Origin of the sequence: Streptomyces sp. NPDC058092, assembly GCF_042884935.1 — a bacterium.
In the GTDB taxonomy this organism is placed as follows: domain Bacteria; phylum Actinomycetota; class Actinomycetes; order Streptomycetales; family Streptomycetaceae; genus Streptomyces.
On the sequence record NZ_JBHVSY010000015.1, the window covers coordinates 12,849 to 36,757 of the forward strand.

Genomic DNA, 23,909 nt, shown 5'->3' on the forward strand with positions numbered 1-23,909 from the left:
AGATCTCACTCCGAGGCTGTCACCGCGGTAGCAGGCTGCCTTCGATGCCATCGAAGGCAGCAGGACGGTTGATGGGATGGTCGAGGAGAACTTCCTCCACAACGGCGAATCCGTTCGTCAGGGTCAAGGCCTCGGGTGCGAGGTCTGCGACGACACTCTCGGCCGCGTCGGGGAGCTGCCTCACCTGCGCACTGGTCAGGTACCCCTCCGCAAGCAGGTCTCCACTGTGAGCCGCCACACGGCGCAGGGTGAACAGGCGGTGCAGCAAACCCAACTGCCGCTGCGCTTCAGGGTGAGGAGCCTGGATGGCGGCGTCCAGAAGAGCTTGGGCAGCCTGGCGGTGTGCGTAGGCGTCGACCAGTTCCAGAGCCGATGTGACGGTGTTGTTCCATCGGTTGAGTGGATTGCCGGCCGTTCCGCTGCGCAGGCGTGTACGCGCACGCTGGTGCCAGATGCGTTCGATGTCCGCCAACAGGTCTTGAAGGAAGACCGGATCGTCGAGGTCGCGAGCCTCGGGCGGCGCATCATGGGGCTCCTTGGGAGTGAAGTGTCCAAGAAGCATTTCGCCGGCAGCCTTGACCCAGATGACGAGGTTGTCACCCTCCGCTGTGATGGTTCCCTCGTTGGCTGCCAACTGGCCCGCGATTCCGTTGGCCAAGAAGAGCCCCTGCGCACCGCAGCGTTCGCGGCACTCAGTCATGACAGCGCGGGCCCGCCAAGTGATCCAGCCCTTGACTATGGCTGCGAACCGCTCAGCGTCCTCCCGTTCCGACTCCGTTGCCTGCGCCCACTGCCGTACCGCGGCGCGGTGCAGGAGAGTCGCGGCGTAGGTGGTGGCGATGGCGTCGAGGAGCGGAGTTTGGTGGCTGCGGTGAGCAAACAGCGGAACGCTGCCGCCCGCTGTCACGCCGGAAGTCTGCCTCGCGTGGGCATGCCGTACGGCTACAGCGAGAGCGTGGCGTGTGACACCGAGGCTGTAGGCGCTCATACAGAGCTTGCCGGCGGTGACGCGGCCGATGGAGTGCAGAAAGCGCTTCCGGGGGCTGCCGATCGAACTGGTGAAGACGCCTTCCGGTGTGAGGCGTCCGTGGCCGGACTGCAGAAGCGCTTCTTGTGGCAGACGGACGTTGTCAAAGGATGTGATGCAGTGGTCGACAGGGGCGGTGGCTGTCTGCGGCAGCCTGCGTATCTCGACTCCTGGCATCGGGAGCCCGGTCTCGTCGCTGAGCTGAGCGAGAAACAGGAAGACGCCCTGGTCCTTGCCATCCATGATGAGACGGGCGGCGACGGCACCAGTTTTGGGACCGCCGGTAGAGCTGGTGTTCGGCATGAACTTGCGGGCGGCCTCACTGGGAGTGTTCAGCACGAACTCGCCCGCGGTTCGGTCATACGTGGCGGTGGTCTCCAGTTGCGAGGCGCTGTTGCCGTGCCCAACCTCCGTACACAGAAATGTTCCTGTACGCCGCAGCTCGACAAACTCCCGCAGATCTCTGTTCGGACCCGACGTGTGGTCGAGGAGGCTGCCGAGGAAGAGGTTGTAGTGGATGCTCGCCACTGTTCCCAATCCTGCGTCCACCGGGCCGACCCATTCGTGGAGTGCCGCGAGTCGTTCCACGTCGACCACGAATTCCTCGGGGCTGTCGAGCGCGTCGTTGATCAGATGTAAACGCGCGTAGGACAGTGCGGCACGTTCATCAGGTGACAGCCCTTCCCTGAAGCTGAATGGCTCAGTACTGAACAGCTTGCGCCAGGGCTGGTGGAGCTCATCCAGTCGTTCGCCGAAGAGCGCCCGCGTCAGCGCTGCAACGGTAGAAGAGGCCTGGTCAGAGGGGAGTGAGGTGGTGATCACGTTTCGAACGCTAGCCCATATGCTCAGTCAGCACGGCGTGATGATCAACACGATTGAGATCACTTGAATGATGGTAATGGCGCCGTTTCGAGGTGCGGGTGACCTTCTGGACCGGCTCCGTCATGCCTGGCTTCCGACCGAGTGAACCCGAACACCGGTGACGGACTCAGACCGGTTGCGGGACCTTCACCGAGTCGCGCTCGCACGCCTCGCCGGGAATCCGTGTGCGCGGGCGGCGGTCACCACTGCCGCAACGGGCAACATGAGCACAAGTAAGCTCCATGGCAAGGCCGTTGAGCCGAAGACGTCCAGCAGGACGCCGCCCACGACTCCGCCAACGGCCATGGCCGCGTTCCACAGTGTGACGAGCATGGCCTGCGCGCCCTGCGCCGCGTCCGCCTCGTCGCCCGCCGCCTCGCCCGCCGCGGTCTGCAGGAGGGCGGGGGCGGCTCCCCAGCCGGGCCCCCACAGAACCACCGCCACGTAGACGAGAGCGGGGCTGCCGGCCGGCACCGCCAGGGCGGCGGCCGCAGCGGCGACCAGCAGTACGGATGCGATGGTGAGGGTACGCAGTCGCCGGCTGATCGCGACCCCCACGATCCAGATGACGGCGATCACTTCCCGCCCGGCGCTTTCAGCCTTTGCGTGCAGGATCGTCAGGAACACCCCCCAACCGGCATCGTTGATCGAGCGGTTCAGCCCGGCCTTCGCGGCGGCACCGTTGGGCAGGAAAGTGCCCGGCCGGTCGGGGTCCGGCCTGGAGGCGGGGACCCTGCTCATGTTGCGGATCTTGAGATCTTCGTGCGCGATGAAGTCGTGCGCGCGGACCAGACCGAGGGCGGCCTTGTGCGCGTGGTCCAAGCGCTGACGGCGCACCTTGCCTTGCAGTTCGGCGACCTGCTCCACGGCCCGCCGGTGGTTGGCGGTGCGGTCCTTCGCCTTGCGGCGGCACCGGCCGCTGTTCAGCGGATTCGTCGTCATACCCGCCGCCGGAGATCCGGCTCTCCCAGCACCACCGGGCGCCGCCCGGGCGCGCGGTCAGGCCACCGTTGCCGGTGCCCGTGATGGACATCGTCTCCGGGTCCTTTCCCTGTACGTCAGGTGAGGGTGCGGCGGAGCTGGTCAGGGGTGAGGTCGAGGACGAACCATGGTGTGGCCAGGTTTGTCCAACGCCTGGCCATGCGGGCGGACATGGCCAAGGGCGGGGCCTCCAGCCTGCGTGACAGCAGCAGGCGTTCGGCCTCCGTCCGGGCGACGGCGGAGGCCGATGCCGTTGCCGCTCACGTTCGTTGACTCGGTTGAGGAGTCGCCCGTCGCCCTGCAGCGCCTGCTCGCGAAGGATCAGGCGCTGAGGGCATAACAGGGGCACTCCGGCGGCTACCGCGTGCCGTACCCGTCCAGAACGGCAGCCGCTCCGAGCACGGTGAGCTCGGCCATGCAGGTGAACGGGCCGTCGTCCACGGCGGACAGCGCGCGGAGACGGATGTGACGGGCCGTCGTCACCTCGAAGGTCACCTCCTTCTCCGTCTGGTCGTCGGCAAAGCTCCCCGTGGCGACCGTGCGCCAGGTGCTCCCGTCGTTGCTCACGCTGAACTCGTAGTCCCGCACCCTGCCGTTGGTGCCGCCGTCCTGTCTCGGGAGGTACCGGAATCCGGCAATGCGATGGTGTCCGCCGGTGTCCACCGTGATCTCGTGGGGCGGCGCGGCCGGGGTGGGCGAGTAGGACGTGTGCCATTGCGTGTACGGATTGTTGTCGAGCACGTTGGCCGCCCCACCCGGCTCGGCAGCGGTCTCCTCACTGTCCGCGGATGTCACCCGCATCCGCGACTTGGGCAATGCGGTCGGCTCCGTCGGGGACGGACCCCCTATGGCGTCGGCGCGTGCGAAGAACTCCCACACCGTCGCCGAGCGAGGGCCGCCCCAGGTGCGCTCCGCCAACACCTGGAGAGGGCGCCGGGCGAAGAAGTCGAACCACTCGGGGCTCTGGTGCTCCGCGTTGTCGGGCCAGCGGGCCGCTTTGTAGCCGTTGACGTTCTTGGGCGTCGGGAATTCGTAGTCCTCGTAGACGGCACGCACGTCGACATAGCCGTAGGCACCGGGCTGCCGTCCGAAGCCGGGACTCACGTAGAGCCGCTGCTCCGGGGTGGCGACGACGTGGTACCCCTGGGCCGCGAGCGCGGCGGGGTCCTCGTTGACCCAGGTGTCGATCACGATGTTCTTGTCGGGTGCGATGCTGCTCTTCTGCCCGTAGACGTTCCACCACTCCCAGGCCTCGGTCGTCCTGTCGTGACTGCGGACCTGGCGGTTGAGCGTGTTGAGGAAGTCCACGAACACATCGCCCGGGTGGGTGAAGCCGCGTTCCTTCTGGTAAGCGACGAGTTCGGGACAGGCGTTCTTGACGTTGTCGTAGCCGATTTCGTCGCCGCCGACGTGGAAGTACCGGCTGTCGAACATGGGGATGATCTCTTCGAGCAGGTCGTGGACGAAGCGGCGGGTGTGTTCCTTGGTGATGTCGAGGGTCCAGCCGCCCGATTCACCTCCCGGCCACTGGGACTTGTCCATCGACGGGCAGGAGAAGCGCAGTGCGGGATCGTAGGCGGTGATCGGCGTGGCGTGTCCCGGAAGGTCGACCTCGGGGATGATCTCGACGTGGTAGCGGCGGGCGTAGTCCTGCAGTTCTCGCAGATCGGCCGCCGAGTACGACTCCTTTGCGGCGAGACCCGGGAACTTCTCCGTACGGATGCGGAAGCCCCGCCAGTCGGTCAGATGCAGATGGAAGGTGTTGAGTTTCTGCCATGCCATGAGGCGGATCTGCGACTTGAGGTAACTCATCGGGTAGTACTTGCGCCCCACGTCGAGCATCTGGGCACGCTGCGCCATGCGCGGCCAGTCCCGGGCCATGCCCTTGGGGATGCGAGCGTGCTGAGGATCGGCCTTGAGGATCTGCTGCACGGTCTGCGTGCCGTAGAAGACGCCGACCGGTGTGGACGCCTCGATGGTCAGGGCGGCTGCGGACGTCAGCCGGTAGCCCTCGGTGCCCAGTCCGCGGTCGTCCGTGCGAGCTGTGAGGACGAGGTCGCCCGGGCGCGGAGATCCTGTCGACACAGGGATCGTGCGCCCGGACCGGCCGGACAGATCGGCGGCGAAGGTCCGTGCGGTCTCCGTCAGTTCGTCGGCCTCTGCCCGGTCGATCAGGATCCGGCTGCTCCCGGTGAGCTGCCAGTCGCCTTTGCCGCCTCGCCACTCCTGCAGGCTGGGCAGCACCGCCGGCGCGGGGTTGACCGCTCGGGTCCTTGCCGTCCGGTCTCGTGGTTCGGGGGCGGCTGCCACGGCGGGTGGCTGTGCGACGACGGGAGTGATCAGTGCGCCGATGACCAGCACCGTCAGGGCGAGCGTCATGCGGTGGGGGCCCCGGGCCCGGCGGCTGAGGCCGTTCATCGCAGGTCCACGCGGTCGCCGGTGACCGTGGTGGTCGCCCGGGTGCCATCGGGGGCGAGGCCGGTCACGGTGACTTCTGGGGTGAAGTAGCCCCGTTCGACATCGGCTTCGGTGACGGTGACCCTGGCGGTGCGGCAGACGTAGGACTGTCCGGCGGCCAGGCTGGAGTACCGGCAGGTGGGCAGGTTGCCCATGTTGCCGGTGACGGTGACATCGGTGAGCACCGTGTTTCCGATGTTCGCCACCCGTGTCCAGTACGTCATCACGTCGCCGGTGATCCCCTGGCCGCCTGCCGCGTCGTAATGGTCGAGGACAGGGAGTGCCGACAGCGACGGCCGAGCGGGGGCCGCCGGGTCGGCCGTGACGTCGATGGTTCCCGTCCCAGAGGAGTGGGTGTTCGCCGTGCGGTAGACGGCCGTCACCGGGACACGGCCGGCCGCGGTCCTCGCGGCTGTGACCCGTACGGTGACCTCCGCGGTCCTGCCGGGGGCGATCGGTGGCACAGCGACCTCACCGCTGGAGGTCCAGCCCGACGGGAGACCGAGGTCCAGCCTGCCGGCTGCGGTGGTCCTTTGCGCCTGGTTGGTTACGGACACGGTGATATCGGTACTCTCCCCCGCCACCAGCGGTTCGGGGGTTCGGAGGGTGACCGGGGCGCAGACGCCGCCCAGCCATTTCAGATCGAAGCCTGCGTAGGTCATGTAGCGGTATCCGGCCCGCTCGTAGAGCATGCCGATGCCGCCGCGGGGCAGCGGGGTGATGGTCGAGTAGCCGGCGGCGCCCGGGTCCAGGACTCGTTTGACGGGCCATGTCCTGCCCTCGTCGCAGGACATCTTCACGGTGAGGTTGCGCCGTATGCCGTTGTCCTCGGTGTTGCTGAAGACCAGCCATTTCGACCGGGGGTCGGATGCCGGTGCGTCGGGTGCATAACGCATGATGGCCCCGTTGTTGCCCGGGTCGGTCAACTGGGTGTCCTGGCGGAGTCCTTCGTAGGTGATGCCGCCGTCGTGCGAGACGGCGACCTTGCGGTAGGGCGCGGAGCGGATGTTGAGCATGACGGTGCCGTCGGAGAGCTCCACGGTCTTGTTCTCGTCGGCACCGGGGCCGACGAGCTGTCCCATGTGCCAGGTCTCGCCGTGGTCGTCGCTGTAGGCGCTGGCCGCGTAATTGCCGCCCTGGTGTCGGACCGTGTACTGCTGGATCAGACGCCCGGCGTACCGGCCGTACCGCAGTTGGATGCCCTCGCCGGAGGAGGCGAACATCCCGCCCCAGCCGGGGGTTTTGATCTCCGAGGTGATCCGGCGGTGCTTCCAGGTGAGTCCGTCGTCGTCCGAGTAGCTGTAGTCCGCTTGCAGGACGTTCGGGTCGTCGTGGTCGGTCCCCGTGCCCGAGCCGGTGTATCCCTGGTTGACAGAGGCCGCGTAGAAGAGGAAGACCCTGCCGGTCCGGCGGTCCACGAGCAGGCTCGGGTCGCCGTATCCCCGAGGCGCGTCGTCCTGACGAACGATCTGCTGGGGCTGCCAGGTGCGGCCGCCGTCCGTGCTCCGCCGGATCACGAGCGCGATGTTGCTCGGTACGTCGGCCATGTCCGGCCGTCCGTCGTACGCGGCGACGAGTGTGCCGTCGACGGTCGTGGTGAGCGCGGGTATGCGGTACTGGGGGAAGCCTCCTTCGCCCCGGTCGGCGAGGTCCTGCTGAACGAGGCGGTTCTCGTGGCCGGTACCGGTCGGGCCGTCGGCCTGCGCCGGGACGACGGCCAGGCCGGTCAGAACGGTGGTCGCGAGCAGCCCGGTGACTAGACGTTTCATGAAGCGGAACCCCTCCCAGGGGACCGGCGCTCGGGCGCTTCGACAAACACCAGGACACCGGACCTCAGACGTCAGATGTTCATACGCGTCGGAACGTATAGTGGTGTAGACCACACGTCAAGGTCCGGCGTCTGCCGGCACCGGAGCCTGCGGCGACGACCAGTCGGCGTCCCGAAGACCACGACCCTCGTCCGCAGCGGACGCCACGCCCACCCGGCGCTCCCCTCCGGCGTGTGCGCTGATCATCTGTCCCGGCTGCCCGGTTGTCGTCGTGCCCTGCAGCACCGCCACGCTCTCCACGACCGCGCCCGTCCCGGCGGTGTGCTCGCACGGTTCCGCGCCGATTCGAGCAGTGGCCTCGGCCTCGATCAACTCCTCCAGGATCCGTTGAGCGAGGACAAGGGGCGCACGGCGAGGAAAGCCGCCGATGACGCCCTGGCCAACGAGATCGCCATGCTGCACCTTGTCTCGAAGCGCACCTACGGGGTGCCACGCATCCGCGCCGGACTGCCGACGGCTGACGACGGCTGACGACGGCCGCCGGACGCGGCCGACCCCAACCCGGCTGCGCGACCGAACCGGGCCGAGGTATCCGTCCGTGGCGTCAGCCCGCCATCGGCAGGCTCCTCCGCGACGGCACCGCGTTGAGTTCTTCCATGGCCACCGTCTCCCCGCTGTCCGCGTCGACATAACTGACACGGACGATTGGGTCGTCGCCGGTGTCGCGCCCGGCCGTGGCGTCGAGTGCGAACACCACCGCGACCGGGCGCGCGTTCTCCCGGTCCCCGTACACACCCGAGTATTGGAGAATGCGCCAGCCGTCGTCCTCCCAGTGGTCCAGCAAGGCAGACCGAACCACTGGTGCGGCGGCCTGCCAGGCAAGGGAGTTCTCCAGGAGTTCGACGCTCGCTGCGACCGGCACCTGGTCCCTCCCGGCGGTGCCGAGGAGCGGGTGGCCGAAGACACGCAGCCTCGTCCGGCGCAGCGGCAGCAGCCACCACCGGTCGAGGTCGGCCGAGAGGGCGACCAGAACCGCCGCCGCCCCGGCCAGGAAGACAAGGGCACCGGCAGGCCGCTCGGAGAGCGCCGACCACCAGGTGCCCTGTGCCACCGCCACCGTGGTCCCGCCGATGACCACGACCGCCGCCCGTGCGAACGCCCGCCAGGTGATGGGGGTGTCCTCACTGGCCGAGCAGCCGCAGGAGGACTCCGGTGCCACGGTCCGGCCGTAGCCGAGGTAGGCGAGGAAGCCCGTCCCGAGGACCGCGGCGGCGGCCCCCGGCACCGGGTTCGCCGGGGTCATCAGCAGGCCTGCGGCGATCAGGAGTTCACCTGCGCCGGTCGCGCGCAGCACCGTCGTGGCCCGCTCACTGCTGCGCAGCATGCGGGCCAGCACCGTCTTCGGCGCCTGCTGTGCGGTGCCTCGGCTGAACAGCTTGACCGCTCCGGTCCACCCGAGCAGGCCCGCGAGGACCAGCGGGGCGAGGCTCGTTGTCAGTGACAGCATCTCTTCGTCTCTCTGTGTCCCTGGGCCTGCATCAGTGCCCGACGGAGATGCGGACGACGTCCACGGAGTTGTCGGACGGCCGCCAGGCACCGAGCACCTGGGCGCTCTGCCCGATGCGCAGCCGGGACAGGTCGGACGTCAGTGCGCGGCCGGCGTAGGAGGCGCTGGCGTCCGGGGCGACGTGACCGACCAGTTCGTGCTGCCCGTGGGCGAGGTGCAGCCGGTTCTTCGCGATGCCGCGGATCCGCGTGTCCAGATTCACGATGTTCACCCATACCGCGTCGGCGGCCACGGTGCCGTCGGGCATCTTGACGCCGCGTGCGTAGAGCCCGTCGCCGACGTCGATCACTTCGGCCGTGGTGGGTCGAACTTTCCACACGCTGGTGACGTTGGTCATCTGAACCCGGGAGTGGCCGCCGTTGGATCCGGCCACCTCCAGGATGCTGCCGGTGATGCCCGTGATGCGGCCCTCCACGAAGGTGGACTTGGCTATCGCGGGGTCGAGCGAGGGTTCCGCGGCGAAGGCGGCCTCGGCGTCGAGGCCGCCGAGCGCGGTCGCGCCGATGATGGTCGCGCCACCCAGCGCGGCATTGGTGAGGAAGCGCCGGCGGCGCATCCCGTCGGCCCGGTCGTGTCGTACGGTCATGTCGGTGCTCCTCACTCGTAGATGTAGACCGGCAGCTTGCCCGAGCTCAGGTTGCCGATCGCCGAGAAGGCTGCCGGGGTCAGGTCGAGGACCCGGTTGGTGCGACAGCTGCCATTGCAGCAAGTCGCCTCGCCGCACCAGTCCTTGGTGCGCGGGCCGCAGTCGGTGATCGTGATGCACACCGTCGCGCCCGAGCACTGGTGCTTGACGTTCATCACCGCACCGCAGCCGCGTCTGGGTATGTTCTCGCCACAGAGGTCGGGCCGGGTGATGTTCCAGCACGCCTGTGAGGCGTTGGGCCACGCGCCGTGGCGTGCGCTGGACTGACAGTTGCCGCAGGCGCCGCCGCCGGCACTGGAGCATGGCCCCCAGGCGTTGCCACAGCAGAACCAACTGGTTTCACCGGCCCACAGGCTGGTTGATCCGCAAGCCATCGTGTTGCCCTTCTCAGAGATTGACGCGTGCATGACACATGCATGACAAGTACTCAGCCGACCGTCGACCTGGCACATGAAGGGGTGACGCCCGCGTTCCGACCGAAGATGGCTGTCCGAGCGAAGCAACTCAATGATGCGCGTAGATAAGCCGGTTGTATAGACGGCCTCGTTCCGTTTCGTCGAGCGCCTCGCTCCCCCTCGATCGATGGGAGCAAAGTTGTCCGCGCGGCGCGCCGACGCTCCACTTCCTGGTCCTGCGCGACGCCCCAGGTGGCCGGCGAACCACTCTCTGGCCAGGTCCGTCTCCTCCCCGAGAGCGCCAGGCACCTCGAACAGGTGAGTGGCGCCGGGGACCACAGCCAGTCGGCTCCCGCAGCGCAGCAGTGCCTGGGCCCGGGCCCGGGCCTGGCGGTTGAGGTCCAGCACCACCTCGTCTTCGCCTCCGACGATGAACAGCGTCGGCGCGGTCACCACCGACAGGCGGGGTCAGGCGAGATCGGGTCTGCCGCCGCGAGAGACGACCGCCACGGCCGGGGAGTCCGGCGCGGCCGCCGCCCACGACGCGGCGGCCGCGCCGGTACTGGCGCCGTAGTAGCCGACCGCGAGGCCCTCGGTCTCGGGCTGATCGAGCAGCCGGCGGGTGGCGTCGCCCAGGCGGCGGACCGGCAGGGCGGCGTCGAAGACGTGGGCGCGGTCCGGTCCCGTTCTTCCTGCGCCGTGGGAGGGCCGAACAGCAGCGTGGCCAGGCCGACCTTGTTCGGCGAGGTCGAGACGAAGCGGTTGCGTGGGCCGTGTCGGCTGCTGCCGCTGCCGTGGGCGAACACCACGATGCCCGTGGCCCCTTCGGGGACGGACAGCTGCCCGTGCATGCCGGACCGGTCCGGCATGCACGACGACTTCCGGATCCGCGGCCGCCATCGCCGCTCCTCCCACGGTTGCTGCGTCTACGTGCCGCTGCTCGATGCCCCGAGAGGGCTTGCCCCCTCCGCCCGACTTTGCTTGAAAGGCGCAGGACCTCAGTCTGTGATCACTGCTCTCGGCTTCCGACCGGTCTTCGTGCCGACCCTGCACCCACACCACTTGCGATCCGCCGAGGCGCGAGCGGCTTCACCACCGGAGCCCATCGTGACCGTCGCTTCGGCGTGCCGGGGATCGATGCCTCTGTACCGGCCCGCCGGAGCATGTCTTACCGGTCTCTCCCGCTTCGTACCGGCTCATCCCTTGACCACTCCCAGCGGCACCAGACGGGCAACCAGCCGGGCGAGTCCGGCGCCCTCGGTGACGGCGGCGACCGCGTCGACGTCCTTGTATGCCTGCGGCGCCTCCTCGGCGAGACCACGCCACGAGGAGGGGCGCACGGCGATGCCCCGGGCCTCCAGCTCGCCGCGAAGCTGCTCCCCGCGGACCATGCGCAGCGCGTGGTGGCGGCTCCAGACCCGGCCGGCTCCGTGGCAGGCGGAGTGGAAGGCGTCGTTGCCTGGCAGGCCGACCATCACGTACGAGGCGGTGCCCATCGTCCCGGGGACCAGTACCGGCTGGCCCGCCTGGACGAGGTCCTCGGGCAGGCTCGGGTCGCCGGGCGGCAGCGCCCGCGTCGCGCCCTTGCGGTGGACGCACAGCGGACGTGCCACGCCGTCCACTTCGTGGGTCTCGAGTTTGGCGGTGTTGTGCGAGATGTCGTAGACCAGCTCCAGACCGACTCCCGCAGCGGTCGCGAAGGCGTGGCGGGTGGCTTCTGACAGCAGCTGGCGGTTGGCCCGGCCGTAGTTGGCGGCCGCCGCCATCGCCCCGAGGTAGGCGCGGCCCCGCGGTGAGTCGACCGGCGTACAGGCCAGCTGCCGGTCCGGGACCTGGATGCGATGCCGGTGCAGTTCCTGGTCCATCACGCGGACGTGGTCGGTGCACACCTGGTGCCCCAGGCCGCGCGAGCCGCAGTGGATCATGACGCACACCTGGCCCACCCGCAGCCCGAAGGCCGCTGCGGTGGCCGGATCGTAGACCTGGTCCACCGCCTGGACCTCCAGGAAATGGTTGCCCGAGCCGAGGCTTCCCACCTGGTGGAGACCGCGCTCGACGGCGCGCGCGCTCACCTGCCCCGGGGCCGCACCGTCCAGGACGCCGTAGTCCTCACAGCGCGTGAGGTCGCGCGGCACACCGTGGCCGTGCTCGACCGCGTACCGAGCGCCGCCGACCAGCAGCTCGTCCATCTCCCCGGCCCCCGACAGCTTCCACAGGCCGCCGCGTCCCATGCCACGCGGGATGGTGTCGTCGAGGATGTCCATCAGCCGCCGCATCCGGTCGCGGCCGAGCGCCTCGCGGTCGATGCCGGCGGCCAGCAGCCGTACACCGCACGAGATGTCGAACCCGACGCCGCCGGGCGAGATGACCCCGCCGTGGGAGATGTCGGTGGCTGCCACCCCGCCGATCGGGAAGCCGTAGCCCCAGTGGACGTCGGGCATGGCGAAGGAAGCGCGGACGATGCCGGGAAGCGTCGCCACGTTCGCCACCTGTTCCAGCGCCTTGTCCCCCGCCGCCTGCGGCAGCAGCGCCCGCGAGGCGAACACGACCCCGGGGACGCGCATCGGCTCCCGTTGCTCGATCCGGAAGCGGTACGGGCTGCTCTCCAGCAGTGCGATCTCCACGTTCCTCATCTCCAGTCGACCGTCAGCCATCCGGTCCGATCGGCGACGGCTGTGCCGAACTCGGCGCAGGCGGTGGTGAGCCGGTCGCGGATCCACTCCCGGTCCTCGCCTCGCGCCAGGCGGGTGTGGCAGTAGTCCAGGGTCAGCGGCACCGCCTTCACCCGGGCAGGAACCAGGTGCGCGGCATCCGGGCCGTCCAAAGTCACCAGGAAGAGGAGCCCGAGGTCGTTGCGCAGGACCGGATCGACGGCGTAGTCGTCGACGAAGTCACCCAGGTCGTAGATGATCCGGTCGGCGATCCCGTGGAAGACGTGGGCGGAGTGCCCGGCGACCAGTGTCGCTCCCGCCGCCAGCAGCTCCGGGGCCGCGGCCGAGATGCGGCGCGGCGGCCGGGAGGTCATGTTGGGGCCCCAGTGCGCAGTGACCAGCACGACGTCCGCCGCCGCTGCGGCCCGGCCCACCGACTCCGTCAGCCAGCCGGGCACCCCTGCATGGAGATCGGCCCAGGCCACACCGGGACTGTCCGCCCCGGCCGCGTACTCCTTCGGGTGGTCCGTGACACCCACCACCGCCAGCCGCACACCGCCCGCCTCCAGCACCGCGAACTCTCGGGCCGCGCTTATGTCTGCCCCGGCACCGACCGCGTGGACGCCGGCCCCGGCCAGCAGGGTGCACGTGTCCGCCAGGGCGTCGAACCCGTAATCCAGGGCGTGGTTGTTCGCGAGCGTCACACAGTTCGCCCCCAGTTCGGCCAGCACCTTCGCGGCGGCGGAGGGCGCGCGGAAGAAGAAGGCCTTTCGCGGATCGGGCCAGCGGTGCCCGCGGTCGGAGACACAGCACTCCAGATTGAGCACGAACAGGTCCGCCTCCGCGAGCACCTTCCTGATCCCCGTGGAGACCAGCGTCCCCGGCACCGGCGAACGGCGCAGTTCCTCGGCGACATTGCGCCCGAGCATCGTGTCGCCTGCCAGTGCCACCGTGAGCGCCATGATCCTTTCCCTTCCCTGCCCCCTCAGACGTCGAGGGTCACCCGGCAGGTCCAGCCGCCAGCGCCGCACCGCAACTGCAGGTCGTGCAGCGAAACGGCCTTCGGCACCGCACCGACCGCGACCACGGTGCCGACGTCGGCCATTCGGAAGCGGACCGACAGGCCCCGGCCGTCCCCTGCCGACCGGATCGCCCCCACCTCCACATCGAGCGGGATCTCGCCGTCGGCATCCATCCGGTAGACGACCTCCTCCAGGACGGACACCAGCAGATCCTCATCGGCTTCCGCCGTGATCGCGTATTCGTGGTCCCCGACAACTGCGGCCCCGGACGTGTCGGCGAAACCCTCCACCACCGCGCGCACAGCCTCGCCGATGCAGCCCGCGGCCGTCGGCGACCACGCCTCCACCTGCATGTCCGCGGTGTGTGGCACAGCCCGGTGGCCACTCGCGCCAGGCTGCTTCCCCGAAGGTTCCCGACCGTCCACAGTCGGCGCCTCTCCGTCGTCTCCGTATGCACGGCCTGAGGCCGAGTTCCCCGAGCCGCAGGCGCTGCCTCCTCCAGAGTCGTCCCGTACACCGCTCCGGGGCAACCTGCACGAGGCGCGGCCCCCCGTCCCCTGGGGCCCCGGAGCCACCTCCACCGCGTCCTGGGGCGGAGTGCGAGTGGCAGATGTGCTGGCCGAGGCCGGACTGCAGGCGGAAGCAGCCCACATCGCCTTTACCGGCTCTGCTTCAGCTGCGCCACCGTCTCCGGCAGGCACGCACCCACCGGTCAAGCGGGCAATCGGGGCACGCTTTCGACGAGGCGACGCGTGTACGGGTGCGCGGGAGCGCCCAGCACCTGTGCGGTTTCGCCCTGTTCGACAATGTGGCCGTTCTCGAGGACGGCGGTGCGTTCGCACAGCGAGGCGACCACCGACAGGTCGTGGGAGACCATGACGAGAGTCAGGCCCTGCTCTTGCTTCAACTCATTGAGCAGGTCAACGACTTTGACGCGAGTCGTGACGTCGAGAGCGCTGACGGGCTCGTCGGCGAGCAGCACCCGCGGGTCGCACACGGTCGCGCGGGCAATCGCGATGCGCTGGCGCTGGCCGCCGGAGAATTCGTGTGGATAGCGCTCCGCAGCGTCGGCCGGGAGTCCGACCCGCTCCAGGGCGTCGGCCACCTTGGGCACGGCGGTGGCCCGGCTGTCGATACCGAGGGAACGCAGTGGTTCGGACACGATGCTGCCGACGCGCTGACGCGGGTCCAGCGACGAGTACGGGTCCTGGAAAACGCACTGGACGCTGCGCCGGAAGCGCCTCGTCTGTTCGCTGTCGCGCGGTTTCAGCTCCTCGCCGTCGAACCGGACGGTGCCGGAGGTTGCCCGGGCGAGTCCTAGCAGCAGCCGCAGCAGCGTGGTCTTGCCCGCTCCCGATTCGCCGACAAGGGCGAGGCTCTGCCCGGTCTCGACGGCGAGCGAGATGTCCTCGACGACGGGCGCGGTGTGTCCTCGGTAGCTGAAGGAGGCTCCGTTCAGCTCCAGTACGGGCGTCATCGCGCGCTCCTCAGGTCCAGAGCCGATTCCAGCTGCCGCGCGCTTGCCACCAGCGCCTTGGTGTACTCCTCACGCGGTGTCCGCACGATCTCGCGGACGTCGCCCTCCTCCACGGTGCGGCCGTCCTTCATGACCAGGACACGATCGGTGACCTTCGAGACGACCGCGAGGTCGTGGCTGACGAAGAGGACGGCCATGTCCCGTTCCCGTACGAGGGTGTCGATCAGGTCGAGCATGTCGGACTGCACGGTGACGTCGAGGGCGGTGGTCGGCTCGTCCGCGATGAGTAGCTTCGGGTCGCAGGCCAGTGCCATGGCGAGTGCAACGCGCTGCCGCTGTCCGCCGGAGATTTCGTGCGGGAAGGCGCGGGCGATGCGGTCGGGTTCGGGCAGCCGCACTTGCTCCAGCGCTTCTACGACAGACCGCTTCAGTCCGGCACCCTTCAGCCCTCGCCTTCTGCTCAGGGGTTCGGCGATCTGCCGGCCGACGCGCATCAGCGGGTCGAGTGCGGTGAGTGGCTCCTGGAAGACGATGGCGGCGTCCCGGCCGCGTACACCCGTGAGCTGTTTCTCACTGGCGCCCACGATCTGGGTGCCGGCGAGCTCGGCGCTGCCGGTGGCCGCCATGCCGTCGGGCAGCAGGCCGAGCACGGCGAGGGTGGTCAGCGATTTCCCGGAGCCCGACTCTCCGATGAGGCCGAGGCGTTCGCCGGGGGCCATGTTCAGCGAGAGGCCGTCGACGAGGATGCGCCCGTCAGCCGTACGGATCGTGAGGTCGCGTACGTCGAGGATGTTCATGCGCGCCTCCGCCGGGCCGCAGGGTCGAGGGTGTCGCGCAGTCCGTCGGCGATGAGGTTCACGCCGATGACGAGCAGGACGAGAAGGATGCCGGGGGCCAGCGCGCCTGCCGGGGCCGTGGTGAAAGTGGCCTGCGCCTCCTGGAGCATCCGGCCCCACGAGGCGTTGGGCGGCGGCGCTCCCAGACCGAGGTAGGACAGGCCGGCCTCGGCCAGCACCGCGAGCCCGAACTGGAGGGCCAGGTTCACCACGAGCGTGGGCCAGATGTTGGGCAGCACGTGCCCGGCCACGATCCGCGGCCACGACGTGCCTGATGTGCGCGCGGCCGTGATGTAGTCCTGCGCCAGGACCCGCTTGACCAGGATCCGCACCAGCCGTGCCACGACGGCGCTCTGCGCGAGGCCGATCGCCAGCACGGCGGATCCCAGCGTGGCCGAGCGGGCGGCGACGATGAGCATCGCCAGCAGCAGCGTCGGGAAGGCGATCAGGATGTCGAGGAAAGCGGAGACTGTGTCGTCGAGCCAGCCCTGCGCGAACGCGGCCAGCACGCCCAGCGTGCCGCCGAGGGCGGCCGCGATGAGGACCGATCCCAGGCCCGCTTCGAAGGCGATACGGGAGCCGGTCATCAGCTGGGTGAACAGATCGCGGCCGAGCTTGTCGGTGCCGAGCAGATGGCCCGCACCGGGGCCCGTGAGTCGTCCGCCGGATGTGTCGTCGGCGGCGTACGGGAGCCAGAAGAGGGAGACCAGCGCGAGCACGGCGATCAGGCCGGCCAGGACGCATCCGATGGTCAACGTGTACGAGCGCTTCGTCGACTGCTTCATCGGGCACCTCCCGAGAGCCTGCCGCGCAGCCGCGGATCGATGATCCGCTGTACGAAGTCGGCCGCGAAGCCGATGATCAGCACCGCCAGCGTGGAAATGAACAGCACACCCTGGATCACCGGATAGTCGTGCTGTGCGATGCCGGTCGCGAGCAGCGAGCCGAGACCCGGGAGCGCATACACGGACTCCACGACCACCGCGCCCAGCAGCGTGGACGCCAGCTCGATGCCGAGGATCGAGATCACCGGTACGGAGGCGTTGCGCAGCCCGTGCCGCCACATGGCCCGCCCGAACGACGAGCCCATGGCTCGGGCGGTGCGCAGATAGTCGCTGCCCAGCACGTCGAGTGTGGCCGACCTGACGTAGCGGATCAGCGAGGCGCTCATCACGAGCGCGATGGTGAGGACGGGCAGGGCGAGTGAGCGGACCGCCTCGGCCGGCTGTGACCAGCCGTCCTGCGGGAAGCCGCCCGCGGGAAGCCAGCCGGCGTTCAGGGCGAAGACGGCTATGAGGATCATGCCGAGCCAGAACACAGGGACGGCGATCCCGAGTTGGGACACCCCGTTGAGCAGGGCCCCGTACCAGGTCCGGCGTCGGTGTGCGGCCACGAAGCCGACCGGAACGGCGATGAGTACCGCCAGGACGAAGGAGGCCAGCGTGAGCGGGATGGTGACGTTCAGCCGGGAGCCGATCTCGGGGCCGACCGGCAGCGAGCTGACGAACGAGGTACCGAGGTCACCGCTCGCCAACTGCCCGATCCAGTGGATGAACTGCTCGGGCAGCGGCCTGTCGGAGCCGATGGAGTGCCGCGCCGCCGCAATCTGCTCGGGGCTGGCGCCCACGGAGGTGAGCGCGTTGGCGGGGTCGCCCGGCAGCATGCGCAGCAGCACGAACAGGACCACGCTCGCGAGCGCCAGCGAAACCAGCAGGAAGGCGAGACGGCGCAGAAGATACCGGGCCATCAGCCCTTCTTGATGTCGTAGGCGAAGAACTGGGAGTTGAGGCCGTTGACCGGGTAGCCGGACAGCTTGCTGCCGGCCACGACGATCTGCGGGTACAGGTACAGCCAGTCGCTGGCCGCCTCCTCGGCGGTCTTGCGGTTGACCTTCTTCAGGAGTTCGGTCTGCTCAGCGGTGCTGGACGCCTGCTCGGCCTCCTCGACCCACTGGGTGACCTGCTTGTTGTCGTAGCCCCAGTAGAAGTCGGGGTTGCCGTACCAGACCAGGTCGCGGTCGTTGACGTGTTCCTGGAGCGTGGCCGTGAAGTCGTGGTTCTTGTAGACCTTCGTGTACCACTCGTCCGGCGTGATCGTGTTGATCTCGACGGTGATGCCGACCTTGGCGAGCTGCGACTTGATGAAGGTCGCGGCGGTCGGGTGCGGGTCGTAGTTCGGGGTGTCGAGGGTGAAGCTGAAGCCGTTCTTGTATCCGGCCTCGGCGAGCAGCTTCTTGGCGCGCGCGGTGTCGTACGCGTTGACCTTGGTGAGATCCTCGTACCACGGGTCGGTGGGCGGCACCATGGAGCCGATGGGCTTGCCGTAGCCGCCCCAGACCGACTCCAGCAGCTTCTTGTCGTCGATGGCGGCGGAGACGGCCTGGCGGACCTTGACGTCCGTGAAGGGCTTGGCCTTGTCGTTGAAGGCGAGCAGCAGCTTGGTCGTCGAGTTGCCGTCGTTGACCTTGTAGTTCTGGTTGCTCTTGAACTGGTCGAGGGCGTCGGGCGACTGCTCGCTCGTGACGACGTCCACCGCGTTGGTCAGCAGCGCGTTGTTCAGCGCCGTGGCGTCCTTGTAGTAGTGGAAGACGACCTGCTTGTTGGCGGCGGCGTCACCCCAGTAACCGGCGAACCGGTCGAGGCTGAGAGCAGAGCCGCGGGTCCACTTGTTCAGCTTGTAGGGGCCGGTGCCGTCCTCGGTCGTCTTGAGGTCCTTCGCCTGGGAGTTGATGATCCAGACATAGGAGAGGTTGTAGACGAAGGAGATCGACTTCTTCGACAGCCTGACTTCCACCGTGTGCGCATCAGGTGTCTCGACGGACTTGATGACCTCGAGATTGTTCTTGCGCGCGGACTGCGAGTCCTTCGCGATCACCTTTTCCAGGCTGTACTTGACATCCTGGCTGGTGAGCTTCTTGCCACCGTGGAACTTGACACCGTCGCGCAGGGTGAAGGTGTACGTGAGTCCGTCGCCGCTGACCTTGTAGTCCTGGGCGAGCAGCTTCTCGACCTTGCCCTCGTCGGTGAGCTTGAACAGCCCTTCGTACACATTGCCGTTGAGCGCCTCGGTGACACCCTGACCGCCGCCCGCGGTGTTGTCGAGATTCTGCGGCTCGTAGAGCGATCCGATGTTGACTGTGGCGTTCTTGTCGTGCGCGCCTCCGGCGGCGCTGCCCGCGTGGGAGCCCCCGCCGCAAGCTGTGAGGGTCAGGGCGAGGGCGGCGGCGGTGGCTGCGCCGTAGAGGGAAGTCTTCTTGATGCTCATGAGGAGTACGCGCTTTCGTGCTGCGAGGCGGAGGAGTGCGGGGTTGATCAGTGCTGCGCGGCGAAGCCGTCGCGGAAGACGGGCCGCTTCTCTCCGGCCTCTACGGGCAGGTGGAAACGGTTCTGCCGCGGCGGCATCGGACAGTTGTACTGGTCGGAGAATCCGCAGGGCGGCACGAAGGCACGGTTGAAGTCGAGCAGGACGCGGCCCTCGCCGGTGTGGGTGACGAAGAGGAAGCGCCCGGCACCGTAGGTGATGTCGCCGTTGGTGGGGTCGCCGAAGACGAGCAGCAGGGTGCCGTCGTCGTCGAAGGCGCTCAGTGTGTAGTCCCGGCCGTCCACGGTGAGCTCGATGTCGCCCGGTACGACGAGGTCCCGGGTGCCGCCGTTGTCCCGGATGTGCTCGAACCCGACCCGCCTGGCGCCTGGCACCGGGGTGTACGAGGCCTCCAGCACCCAGGCCGGGTCGTACGGGAAGACATCGGTGCGATCGAAGTTCTGGATCGCGGGGGACTGCGCGTCCCAGAATCGGAGACCGTACTCGGGCTCGCCGGTGACGAAGTCGGTGCGCTCGACCGTGGTGACGATCACAGAATCCGGCTGTCCGGCTCGGGCCGCGTCGAGGTCGGGGAGCTCACCCGCCGGGGCCCAGCGGGTCTCGACGAGGGCGAGGTTCCCGGCGGCCGAGGTAATGGAGCGCCGCCGCTCGGCGCGCCATGCCTCCCAGTCCCCGGCGGGGTCGGTCGGCTGGTCAGGTACTACGGCGGCGTGGGACACGGCATTACTCATTCGCGTAGACGTGCGGTGGCTGCCACGCCTCGAACGTTACGCTGCGTGACCTTCAGCCCAAAGGACCTTCTTTATCTTCCATAAGGCGAGCTAATGTCAAATTTGGCTGAATAGTGAGACCGGCCGGAGCCGCAGGCCCAAGTCGGCGGCAGCCCTCGGCCGAGCCGTGCGAGGCCGGACCACAGCCTGCGCCGGAAGGGAGCGGAGGGGGCCTGCTCGGCCGCACGCGTGCATTGCCGCAGGCGGCCGGGCATCGCTGCTGCAGGCGTCGCGGGACGCTGTGTCCGTGCCCGAGCGCAGCACCCGAAGCACCCCACCGAGGTCGCGCGCGATGGTGAAGTGGGCGATACGACGGGACGTCGTCGTTGCTCGCCGGCCGTACCTTCCTGACATGCCATTGGCTGGAGCAATGACCGGCCCGCAACCTTGCGGCGCAGCAGGATGGACGTCTTGACCACGTCTTGTGTCAGGAGTTCCGCGTGTACAGGCTCTGTGAGTGGACCCGCCAGGAGCGCCGTCCGCCTGCGGGCCACTCGGTGGCTCCGTGCTCCGGCGGGGCAGCGTCCGCGCTCGCTCCACGCCGGAGGGAGCAGTGAGGTGGCCAGGCCGCCCCGGGGCGGCGAGCGACTGGACGGCGCGGCCTGGCAGCGGGGGCCCGCCGGTGCCTGCCGCGCCCGCATGGATGCGTTGGCTGCCCGCCTTCTACATCGCGGGCATCCTGGTGCTCGAACCCCTCACGCCCGTGCAGTGGCCCGTGAGCTTCCTGCTCATCGCCCTCCCGGTGATCGCCGCCTTCGCCCACGGCCCCGCTGCCGTCGGTGCCATCACCGTGTTCGCGATCGTCTTCGAAGGGGTCCTGGCCGGCACCCCGTGCTGCGCGGGCCGCCCGGTGAGCTACGTGTGGGAGCGCCACTACGTGGCCGCCTACCTGTGCACCGCTCTGGTCGGCGTTCTCGGAACAATCCTGGCTGCCCACCGCGTGCGCCGGGAACGCACCCTCGCCACCGTGCGTTTCGTGGCCGAGATCGCGCAGCGTGTCCTGCTCAGCCCGGTCCCTCACCGCATCGGCCCCATTCAGGTGGAAGCCCTCTACCTGTCCGCCGACGCGGAAGCACGCATCGGCGGCGACCTGTATGAGGCCGTCCCCACCACGTACGGACTCCGCCTTGTCATCGGCGACGTCCGCGGAAAGGGCCTCCCTGCCGTGGAGACGGCCGCCACGCTTCTCGGTGCCTTTCGCGAGGCCGCCCACGACGAACCCGACCTCGCCACCGTTGCCCGCCGGGTAGAAATCAGCATGAACCGCAGAGCCGCCCGCCTTGCCGGAAGCGACATGGGCGAACGCTTCGTCACGGCCATCTTCGCGGAGATCCCTCGCCGTCACGTGGTCCGCATCGTCAACTGCGGCCACCCCCCGCCCCTGCTCATCCGCTCCGACGGAGTCACTGAGCTGGAGACGGCCGACCCCGCACCGCCACTCAACCTCGGCATGCTCCTCACGGAGGCCTACCAGGTCGACGAGTACCCCTTCCGCCCAGGCGACCAGTTGCTGCTCTACACGGACGGCGTCACCGAAGCACGCGACCCCGCCGGGGCCTTCTACCCCCTCCCCCAGCGTGTCCTCTCCTGGGGTCCCCTCCCACCCCGGGAACTCCTCGACCGCCTCCACCACGATCTCCTCATCTACAGCAACAACCGCCTCCACGACGACACCGCGGCTCTCGCCGTCTACCACCTGCCCGACTAGGAACTCCTGGCCTCTCGTAGGCGGTCTTTCCGGCCCGGACCGGGTTAACCCCTTGCGGGGCCGTAACCCCTTGCGGTGCCGTCAAAACGGATAGGGGCGAACTCACAGGCCCGAGCCCCGTGGACCGGGGTAGGCCCGGCTCCAAGATGCGCGTCCTGTCGGACACGCCGACGGGGAAGACGTCGCCCGCACCTGCGTGGCCCAGCTGCGCATGGAAGGAACGGATCGGCTGCGGCACCCCGTGTTTCACCGCAGAACCAAGATCCGGGCCGGTCATGGGTCGGCGCCCCGCCGGCGGAGGCACTCGATGCCACTCTGTCCGGTCAACGGTGGTACAGGACGAGTACCACGGCCGCTCCCTTGTCGCGGGCGGCGCGCACCCTGCGCCGATGCCTGCGGCGACCTCCTGACGGCGTTCGCCGCAGGAGAGGGTGCAGCGCCCGGCAAGAGGGAAATTCCGCGCTCGGGCTCGGACACGCCGGTGGGGAATTCACCGGGCCGGGCCCTACGCCACCGGCCCGACTCGTGCACTGCCCAGGGGCGGTGCAGTGTGGAAGACGTGGGTCTCAGTGAACGCATCGAGGGTCTGCGGGAGTCATGGCGGCCGGGCCATGCGCTGCTGGTGATCCCCCTTGCGCTCATCGTCGTGATCACGGTTGTGGACCTTCTGGCGCCGGCGGACATCCATCTGGGACCGCTGCTGGTCATAGCGCCCGCGATCACCGCCTCATTCGCAGGTCCGCTCTCGGCCGGGGTGATCGGAGTCCTGGCCGTGGCGGCCCAGGCATTCATCGGTCTGCACTTCGGCATACTGACCTCCCGGAGCGTGCTCGTGCAGATTGCCGCCATTGCCGTGCTCTCGGCGCTGGTCGTGTTCTTCTGCCTGATACGCGAGCGGCACGGCCAGGAACTCGCCCGGGTGCGGTCGGTGGCCGAAGCCGCGCAGCAGGTCCTGCTGTGGCCGCTCCCCGACCGCATCGGGCCGCTGCGGGTCGCCTCGCTGTACCTGGCCGCGGAGGACGAGGCCCTGATCGGGGGCGACCTGTACGCGGCCACCCGTACCGGAGGCGGAACCCACGTGATGATCGGTGATGTGAGAGGCAAGGGCCTGGCCGCCATCGGAGAAGCCGCCCTCCTGCTCGGCGCCTTCCGCGAGGCCGCCCACCAGCACGCCAGCCTGCCCGCACTCGCCGCCGCCCTCGAACGGAGTGTCGGCCGCTACCAGGCCGACTTCGAGCCGGAAAGCGAGGCCGGGGAACGCTTCGTCACCGCCCTCCTGCTGGAGATCCCCGACGGTGACCCCATCATCCGCATGACCAGCTGCGGACACCCCGCCCCCCTGCTGCTCAGCCCGGGACATTCCGTCACCGTCCCGAGTCTGCACCCCGCACCCCCGCTGGGGGTCGGCGGCACAGGCCAGACGGGGTACACCGTTGACGTGTTCACCTTCGAGGACGGCGACACCCTTCTCCTCTACACCGACGGCGTCATCGAAGCACGCGGCCGAGAGGGAGACTTCTATCCGTTCGCGGAACGGGCCGCCCGGTGGACCGACAGTTCCCCGGAGATGCTCCTGCGCCACCTGCGCCGCGACCTCCTGGCCCACGCCGGCGGGTATCTCGGTGACGACGCCGCTGTCATCGCGATCCACCGCATACCTGCCGTCGATTCCGCCGGTTCGGGACTCCATCACGGAAAGGCCGCCCAGTCCGACGGCTTCCGTCACGGCTCCGGAAGAACGGGCCCAGCACGGGAGTGCTGACGGGAGGCCGACATCAGTCCTGGGCAAGCCCACGGCACGGCAGGACCTGGGGGATGTGAGTGCCGCCTGCGGCGCGCGCTCCCCCGGCCCGATCCGTCCCCCACCGGTCTGCTCCACAGCTCCTCGACCGGCTGCCGGAGACCGACCCATGGACGCAGTTCCGCGGACGCGACAGTCACTGCTCGGATCAATGCGGAGACGCAATGTCCGCGCCCCGAAATATGTGCTGCACTGCGCAAACTTCCACTCCTTCCTCTCAGGCAAAATCTGTCATGGCGATAGTAGACATACTTCATCTCTGGAGTTAGTGTCTTCCACATAGCCAGGAAGTCTGTGAGGTGCGGCAGAGACGAACGGCCGCGCCCACAAGACGGAAGCGGGTGTGGCACGGCAGCGGAACGACGGGGCCGCAAGGATTGAGGGTCCCTTCGTCGACCGCCGGGCCTGGCGGCTCGCAGATGCCGTCGGCAGTACCAGGACCCGCACGTGGCAAACAGATGGATCAGCCAGGAGAAAGAAGGAGGCCAGCGCCATCAGGATCGCCCGAGCGAGGACGTAGTCAGCCCGGGTGCCGCAGACCCCGGAACGGAAGGTGGTCACACGGTCACGCATCCGCGATCCCCGCACCCGCTCCCATCAGCCGGGAGACGGTGCGGAAA

The 23,909-nt window shown here is 68.8% G+C and carries 19 protein-coding genes and 2 pseudogenes; 4 read left to right on the forward strand and 17 right to left on the reverse strand.

The window, feature by feature from the left end:
- Positions 1-19: 19 nt before the first annotated feature.
- From ACFVV1_RS23920 to ACFVV1_RS23935, 4 genes and pseudogenes are all read right to left on the reverse strand, one after another.
- Positions 20-1,846 carry an acyl-CoA dehydrogenase gene (locus ACFVV1_RS23920; RefSeq protein ID WP_389992956.1) on the reverse strand — a complete coding sequence of 609 codons (1,827 nt, stop codon included), beginning with the start codon at positions 1,844-1,846 and terminating at the stop codon, positions 20-22.
- Positions 1,847-2,035: 189 nt separating this feature from the next.
- Positions 2,036-2,797, reverse strand: a pseudogene (locus tag ACFVV1_RS23925) (hypothetical protein); the annotation flags it as partial.
- 429 nt (positions 2,798-3,226) lie between these two features.
- Complete coding sequence (locus ACFVV1_RS23930) at positions 3,227-5,287, reverse strand: family 20 glycosylhydrolase (RefSeq protein ID WP_389992593.1); 2,061 nt, start codon at positions 5,285-5,287, stop codon at positions 3,227-3,229.
- Complete coding sequence (locus ACFVV1_RS23935) at positions 5,284-7,095, reverse strand: exo-alpha-sialidase (protein ID WP_389992596.1); 1,812 nt, start codon at positions 7,093-7,095, stop codon at positions 5,284-5,286. The genes ACFVV1_RS23930 and ACFVV1_RS23935 overlap by 4 nt, the downstream gene beginning before the upstream one ends.
- Before the next feature lie 231 nt (positions 7,096-7,326).
- Between ACFVV1_RS23935 and ACFVV1_RS23940 the strand changes: the two genes are divergently transcribed.
- Entirely contained in the window at positions 7,327-7,626 is a 300-nt protein-coding gene (locus ACFVV1_RS23940; RefSeq protein ID WP_389992599.1) for a hypothetical protein, read from the forward strand.
- 73 nt (positions 7,627-7,699) lie between these two features.
- Here ACFVV1_RS23940 and ACFVV1_RS23945 read toward each other — a convergent pair whose 3' ends face one another.
- The 7 genes from ACFVV1_RS23945 to ACFVV1_RS23975 all read right to left on the reverse strand — a co-directional run bounded on the left by ACFVV1_RS23945 (position 7,700) and on the right by ACFVV1_RS23975 (position 13,801).
- Positions 7,700-8,602 carry a MauE/DoxX family redox-associated membrane protein gene (locus ACFVV1_RS23945; RefSeq protein ID WP_389992601.1) on the reverse strand — a complete coding sequence of 301 codons (903 nt, stop codon included), beginning with the start codon at positions 8,600-8,602 and terminating at the stop codon, positions 7,700-7,702.
- 31 nt (positions 8,603-8,633) lie between these two features.
- Positions 8,634-9,248 (reverse strand): cell wall protein, encoded by a 615-nt coding sequence (locus tag ACFVV1_RS23950; protein ID WP_389992604.1) that lies wholly within the window; start codon positions 9,246-9,248, stop codon positions 8,634-8,636.
- 11 nt (positions 9,249-9,259) lie between these two features.
- A complete protein-coding gene (locus ACFVV1_RS23955; RefSeq protein WP_389992606.1) occupies positions 9,260-9,715 on the reverse strand; it encodes a hypothetical protein in 456 nt (151 codons plus the stop codon).
- A gap of 456 nt (positions 9,716-10,171) precedes the next feature.
- A complete protein-coding gene (locus ACFVV1_RS23960) occupies positions 10,172-10,603 on the reverse strand; it encodes a hypothetical protein (RefSeq protein ID WP_389992608.1) in 432 nt (143 codons plus the stop codon).
- A 296-nt stretch (positions 10,604-10,899) separates the two neighbouring features.
- Positions 10,900-12,336: an RtcB family protein gene (locus ACFVV1_RS23965; RefSeq protein WP_389992958.1), complete on the reverse strand. Its 1,437-nt coding sequence runs from the start codon at positions 12,334-12,336 to the stop codon at positions 10,900-10,902.
- On the reverse strand, positions 12,333-13,316 hold the full coding sequence (locus tag ACFVV1_RS23970) for a CapA family protein (RefSeq protein WP_389992611.1): 984 nt from the start codon (positions 13,314-13,316) through the stop codon (positions 12,333-12,335). The genes ACFVV1_RS23965 and ACFVV1_RS23970 overlap by 4 nt, the downstream gene beginning before the upstream one ends.
- 23 nt (positions 13,317-13,339) lie before the next feature.
- On the reverse strand, positions 13,340-13,801 hold the full coding sequence (locus ACFVV1_RS23975; protein WP_389992614.1) for an archease: 462 nt from the start codon (positions 13,799-13,801) through the stop codon (positions 13,340-13,342).
- Between ACFVV1_RS23975 and ACFVV1_RS23980 the strand changes: the two are divergent.
- A pseudogene (locus ACFVV1_RS23980) lies at positions 13,728-14,042 on the forward strand (molybdopterin-dependent oxidoreductase); the annotation flags it as partial. The gene ACFVV1_RS23975 and the pseudogene ACFVV1_RS23980 sit on opposite strands and share 74 nt — an antisense overlap.
- A 46-nt stretch (positions 14,043-14,088) precedes the next feature.
- Here the strand turns inward: ACFVV1_RS23980 and ACFVV1_RS23985 are convergent.
- Genes ACFVV1_RS23985 through ACFVV1_RS24010 form a run of 6 tightly spaced genes read right to left on the reverse strand, consistent with a single transcriptional unit; the run spans position 14,089 to position 19,741 of the window.
- Entirely contained in the window at positions 14,089-14,853 is a 765-nt protein-coding gene (locus tag ACFVV1_RS23985) for an ABC transporter ATP-binding protein (RefSeq protein ID WP_389992617.1), read from the reverse strand.
- Positions 14,850-15,650: an ATP-binding cassette domain-containing protein gene (locus tag ACFVV1_RS23990; protein WP_389992620.1), complete on the reverse strand. Its 801-nt coding sequence runs from the start codon at positions 15,648-15,650 to the stop codon at positions 14,850-14,852. The genes ACFVV1_RS23985 and ACFVV1_RS23990 overlap by 4 nt, the downstream gene beginning before the upstream one ends.
- Positions 15,647-16,474: an ABC transporter permease gene (locus tag ACFVV1_RS23995; RefSeq protein WP_389992623.1), complete on the reverse strand. Its 828-nt coding sequence runs from the start codon at positions 16,472-16,474 to the stop codon at positions 15,647-15,649. Before ACFVV1_RS23995 ends, ACFVV1_RS23990 begins: the two co-directional genes overlap by 4 nt.
- The gene (locus ACFVV1_RS24000; RefSeq protein ID WP_389992626.1) at positions 16,471-17,436 is read right to left on the reverse strand and encodes an ABC transporter permease; all 966 of its coding nucleotides are present in this window, start codon (positions 17,434-17,436) and stop codon (positions 16,471-16,473) included. Before ACFVV1_RS24000 ends, ACFVV1_RS23995 begins: the two co-directional genes overlap by 4 nt.
- Entirely contained in the window at positions 17,436-18,953 is a 1,518-nt protein-coding gene (locus ACFVV1_RS24005; RefSeq protein ID WP_389992629.1) for an ABC transporter substrate-binding protein, read from the reverse strand. The genes ACFVV1_RS24000 and ACFVV1_RS24005 overlap by 1 nt, the downstream gene beginning before the upstream one ends.
- A gap of 47 nt (positions 18,954-19,000) precedes the next feature.
- Positions 19,001-19,741, reverse strand: a complete 741-nt coding sequence (locus tag ACFVV1_RS24010; protein ID WP_389992631.1) for a DUF1684 domain-containing protein — start codon at positions 19,739-19,741, stop codon at positions 19,001-19,003.
- Positions 19,742-20,402: 661 nt separating this feature from the next.
- On the opposite strand from ACFVV1_RS24010, the gene ACFVV1_RS24015 reads away from it, so the two are divergent.
- Together ACFVV1_RS24015 and ACFVV1_RS24020 are read left to right on the forward strand one after the other, a co-directional pair.
- The gene (locus tag ACFVV1_RS24015; protein ID WP_389992633.1) at positions 20,403-21,488 is read left to right on the forward strand and encodes a PP2C family protein-serine/threonine phosphatase; all 1,086 of its coding nucleotides are present in this window, start codon (positions 20,403-20,405) and stop codon (positions 21,486-21,488) included.
- Positions 21,489-22,047: 559 nt separating this feature from the next.
- Positions 22,048-23,250 carry a PP2C family protein-serine/threonine phosphatase gene (locus tag ACFVV1_RS24020; protein ID WP_389992635.1) on the forward strand — a complete coding sequence of 401 codons (1,203 nt, stop codon included), beginning with the start codon at positions 22,048-22,050 and terminating at the stop codon, positions 23,248-23,250.
- The last annotated feature ends 659 nt before the right edge of the window (positions 23,251-23,909 follow it).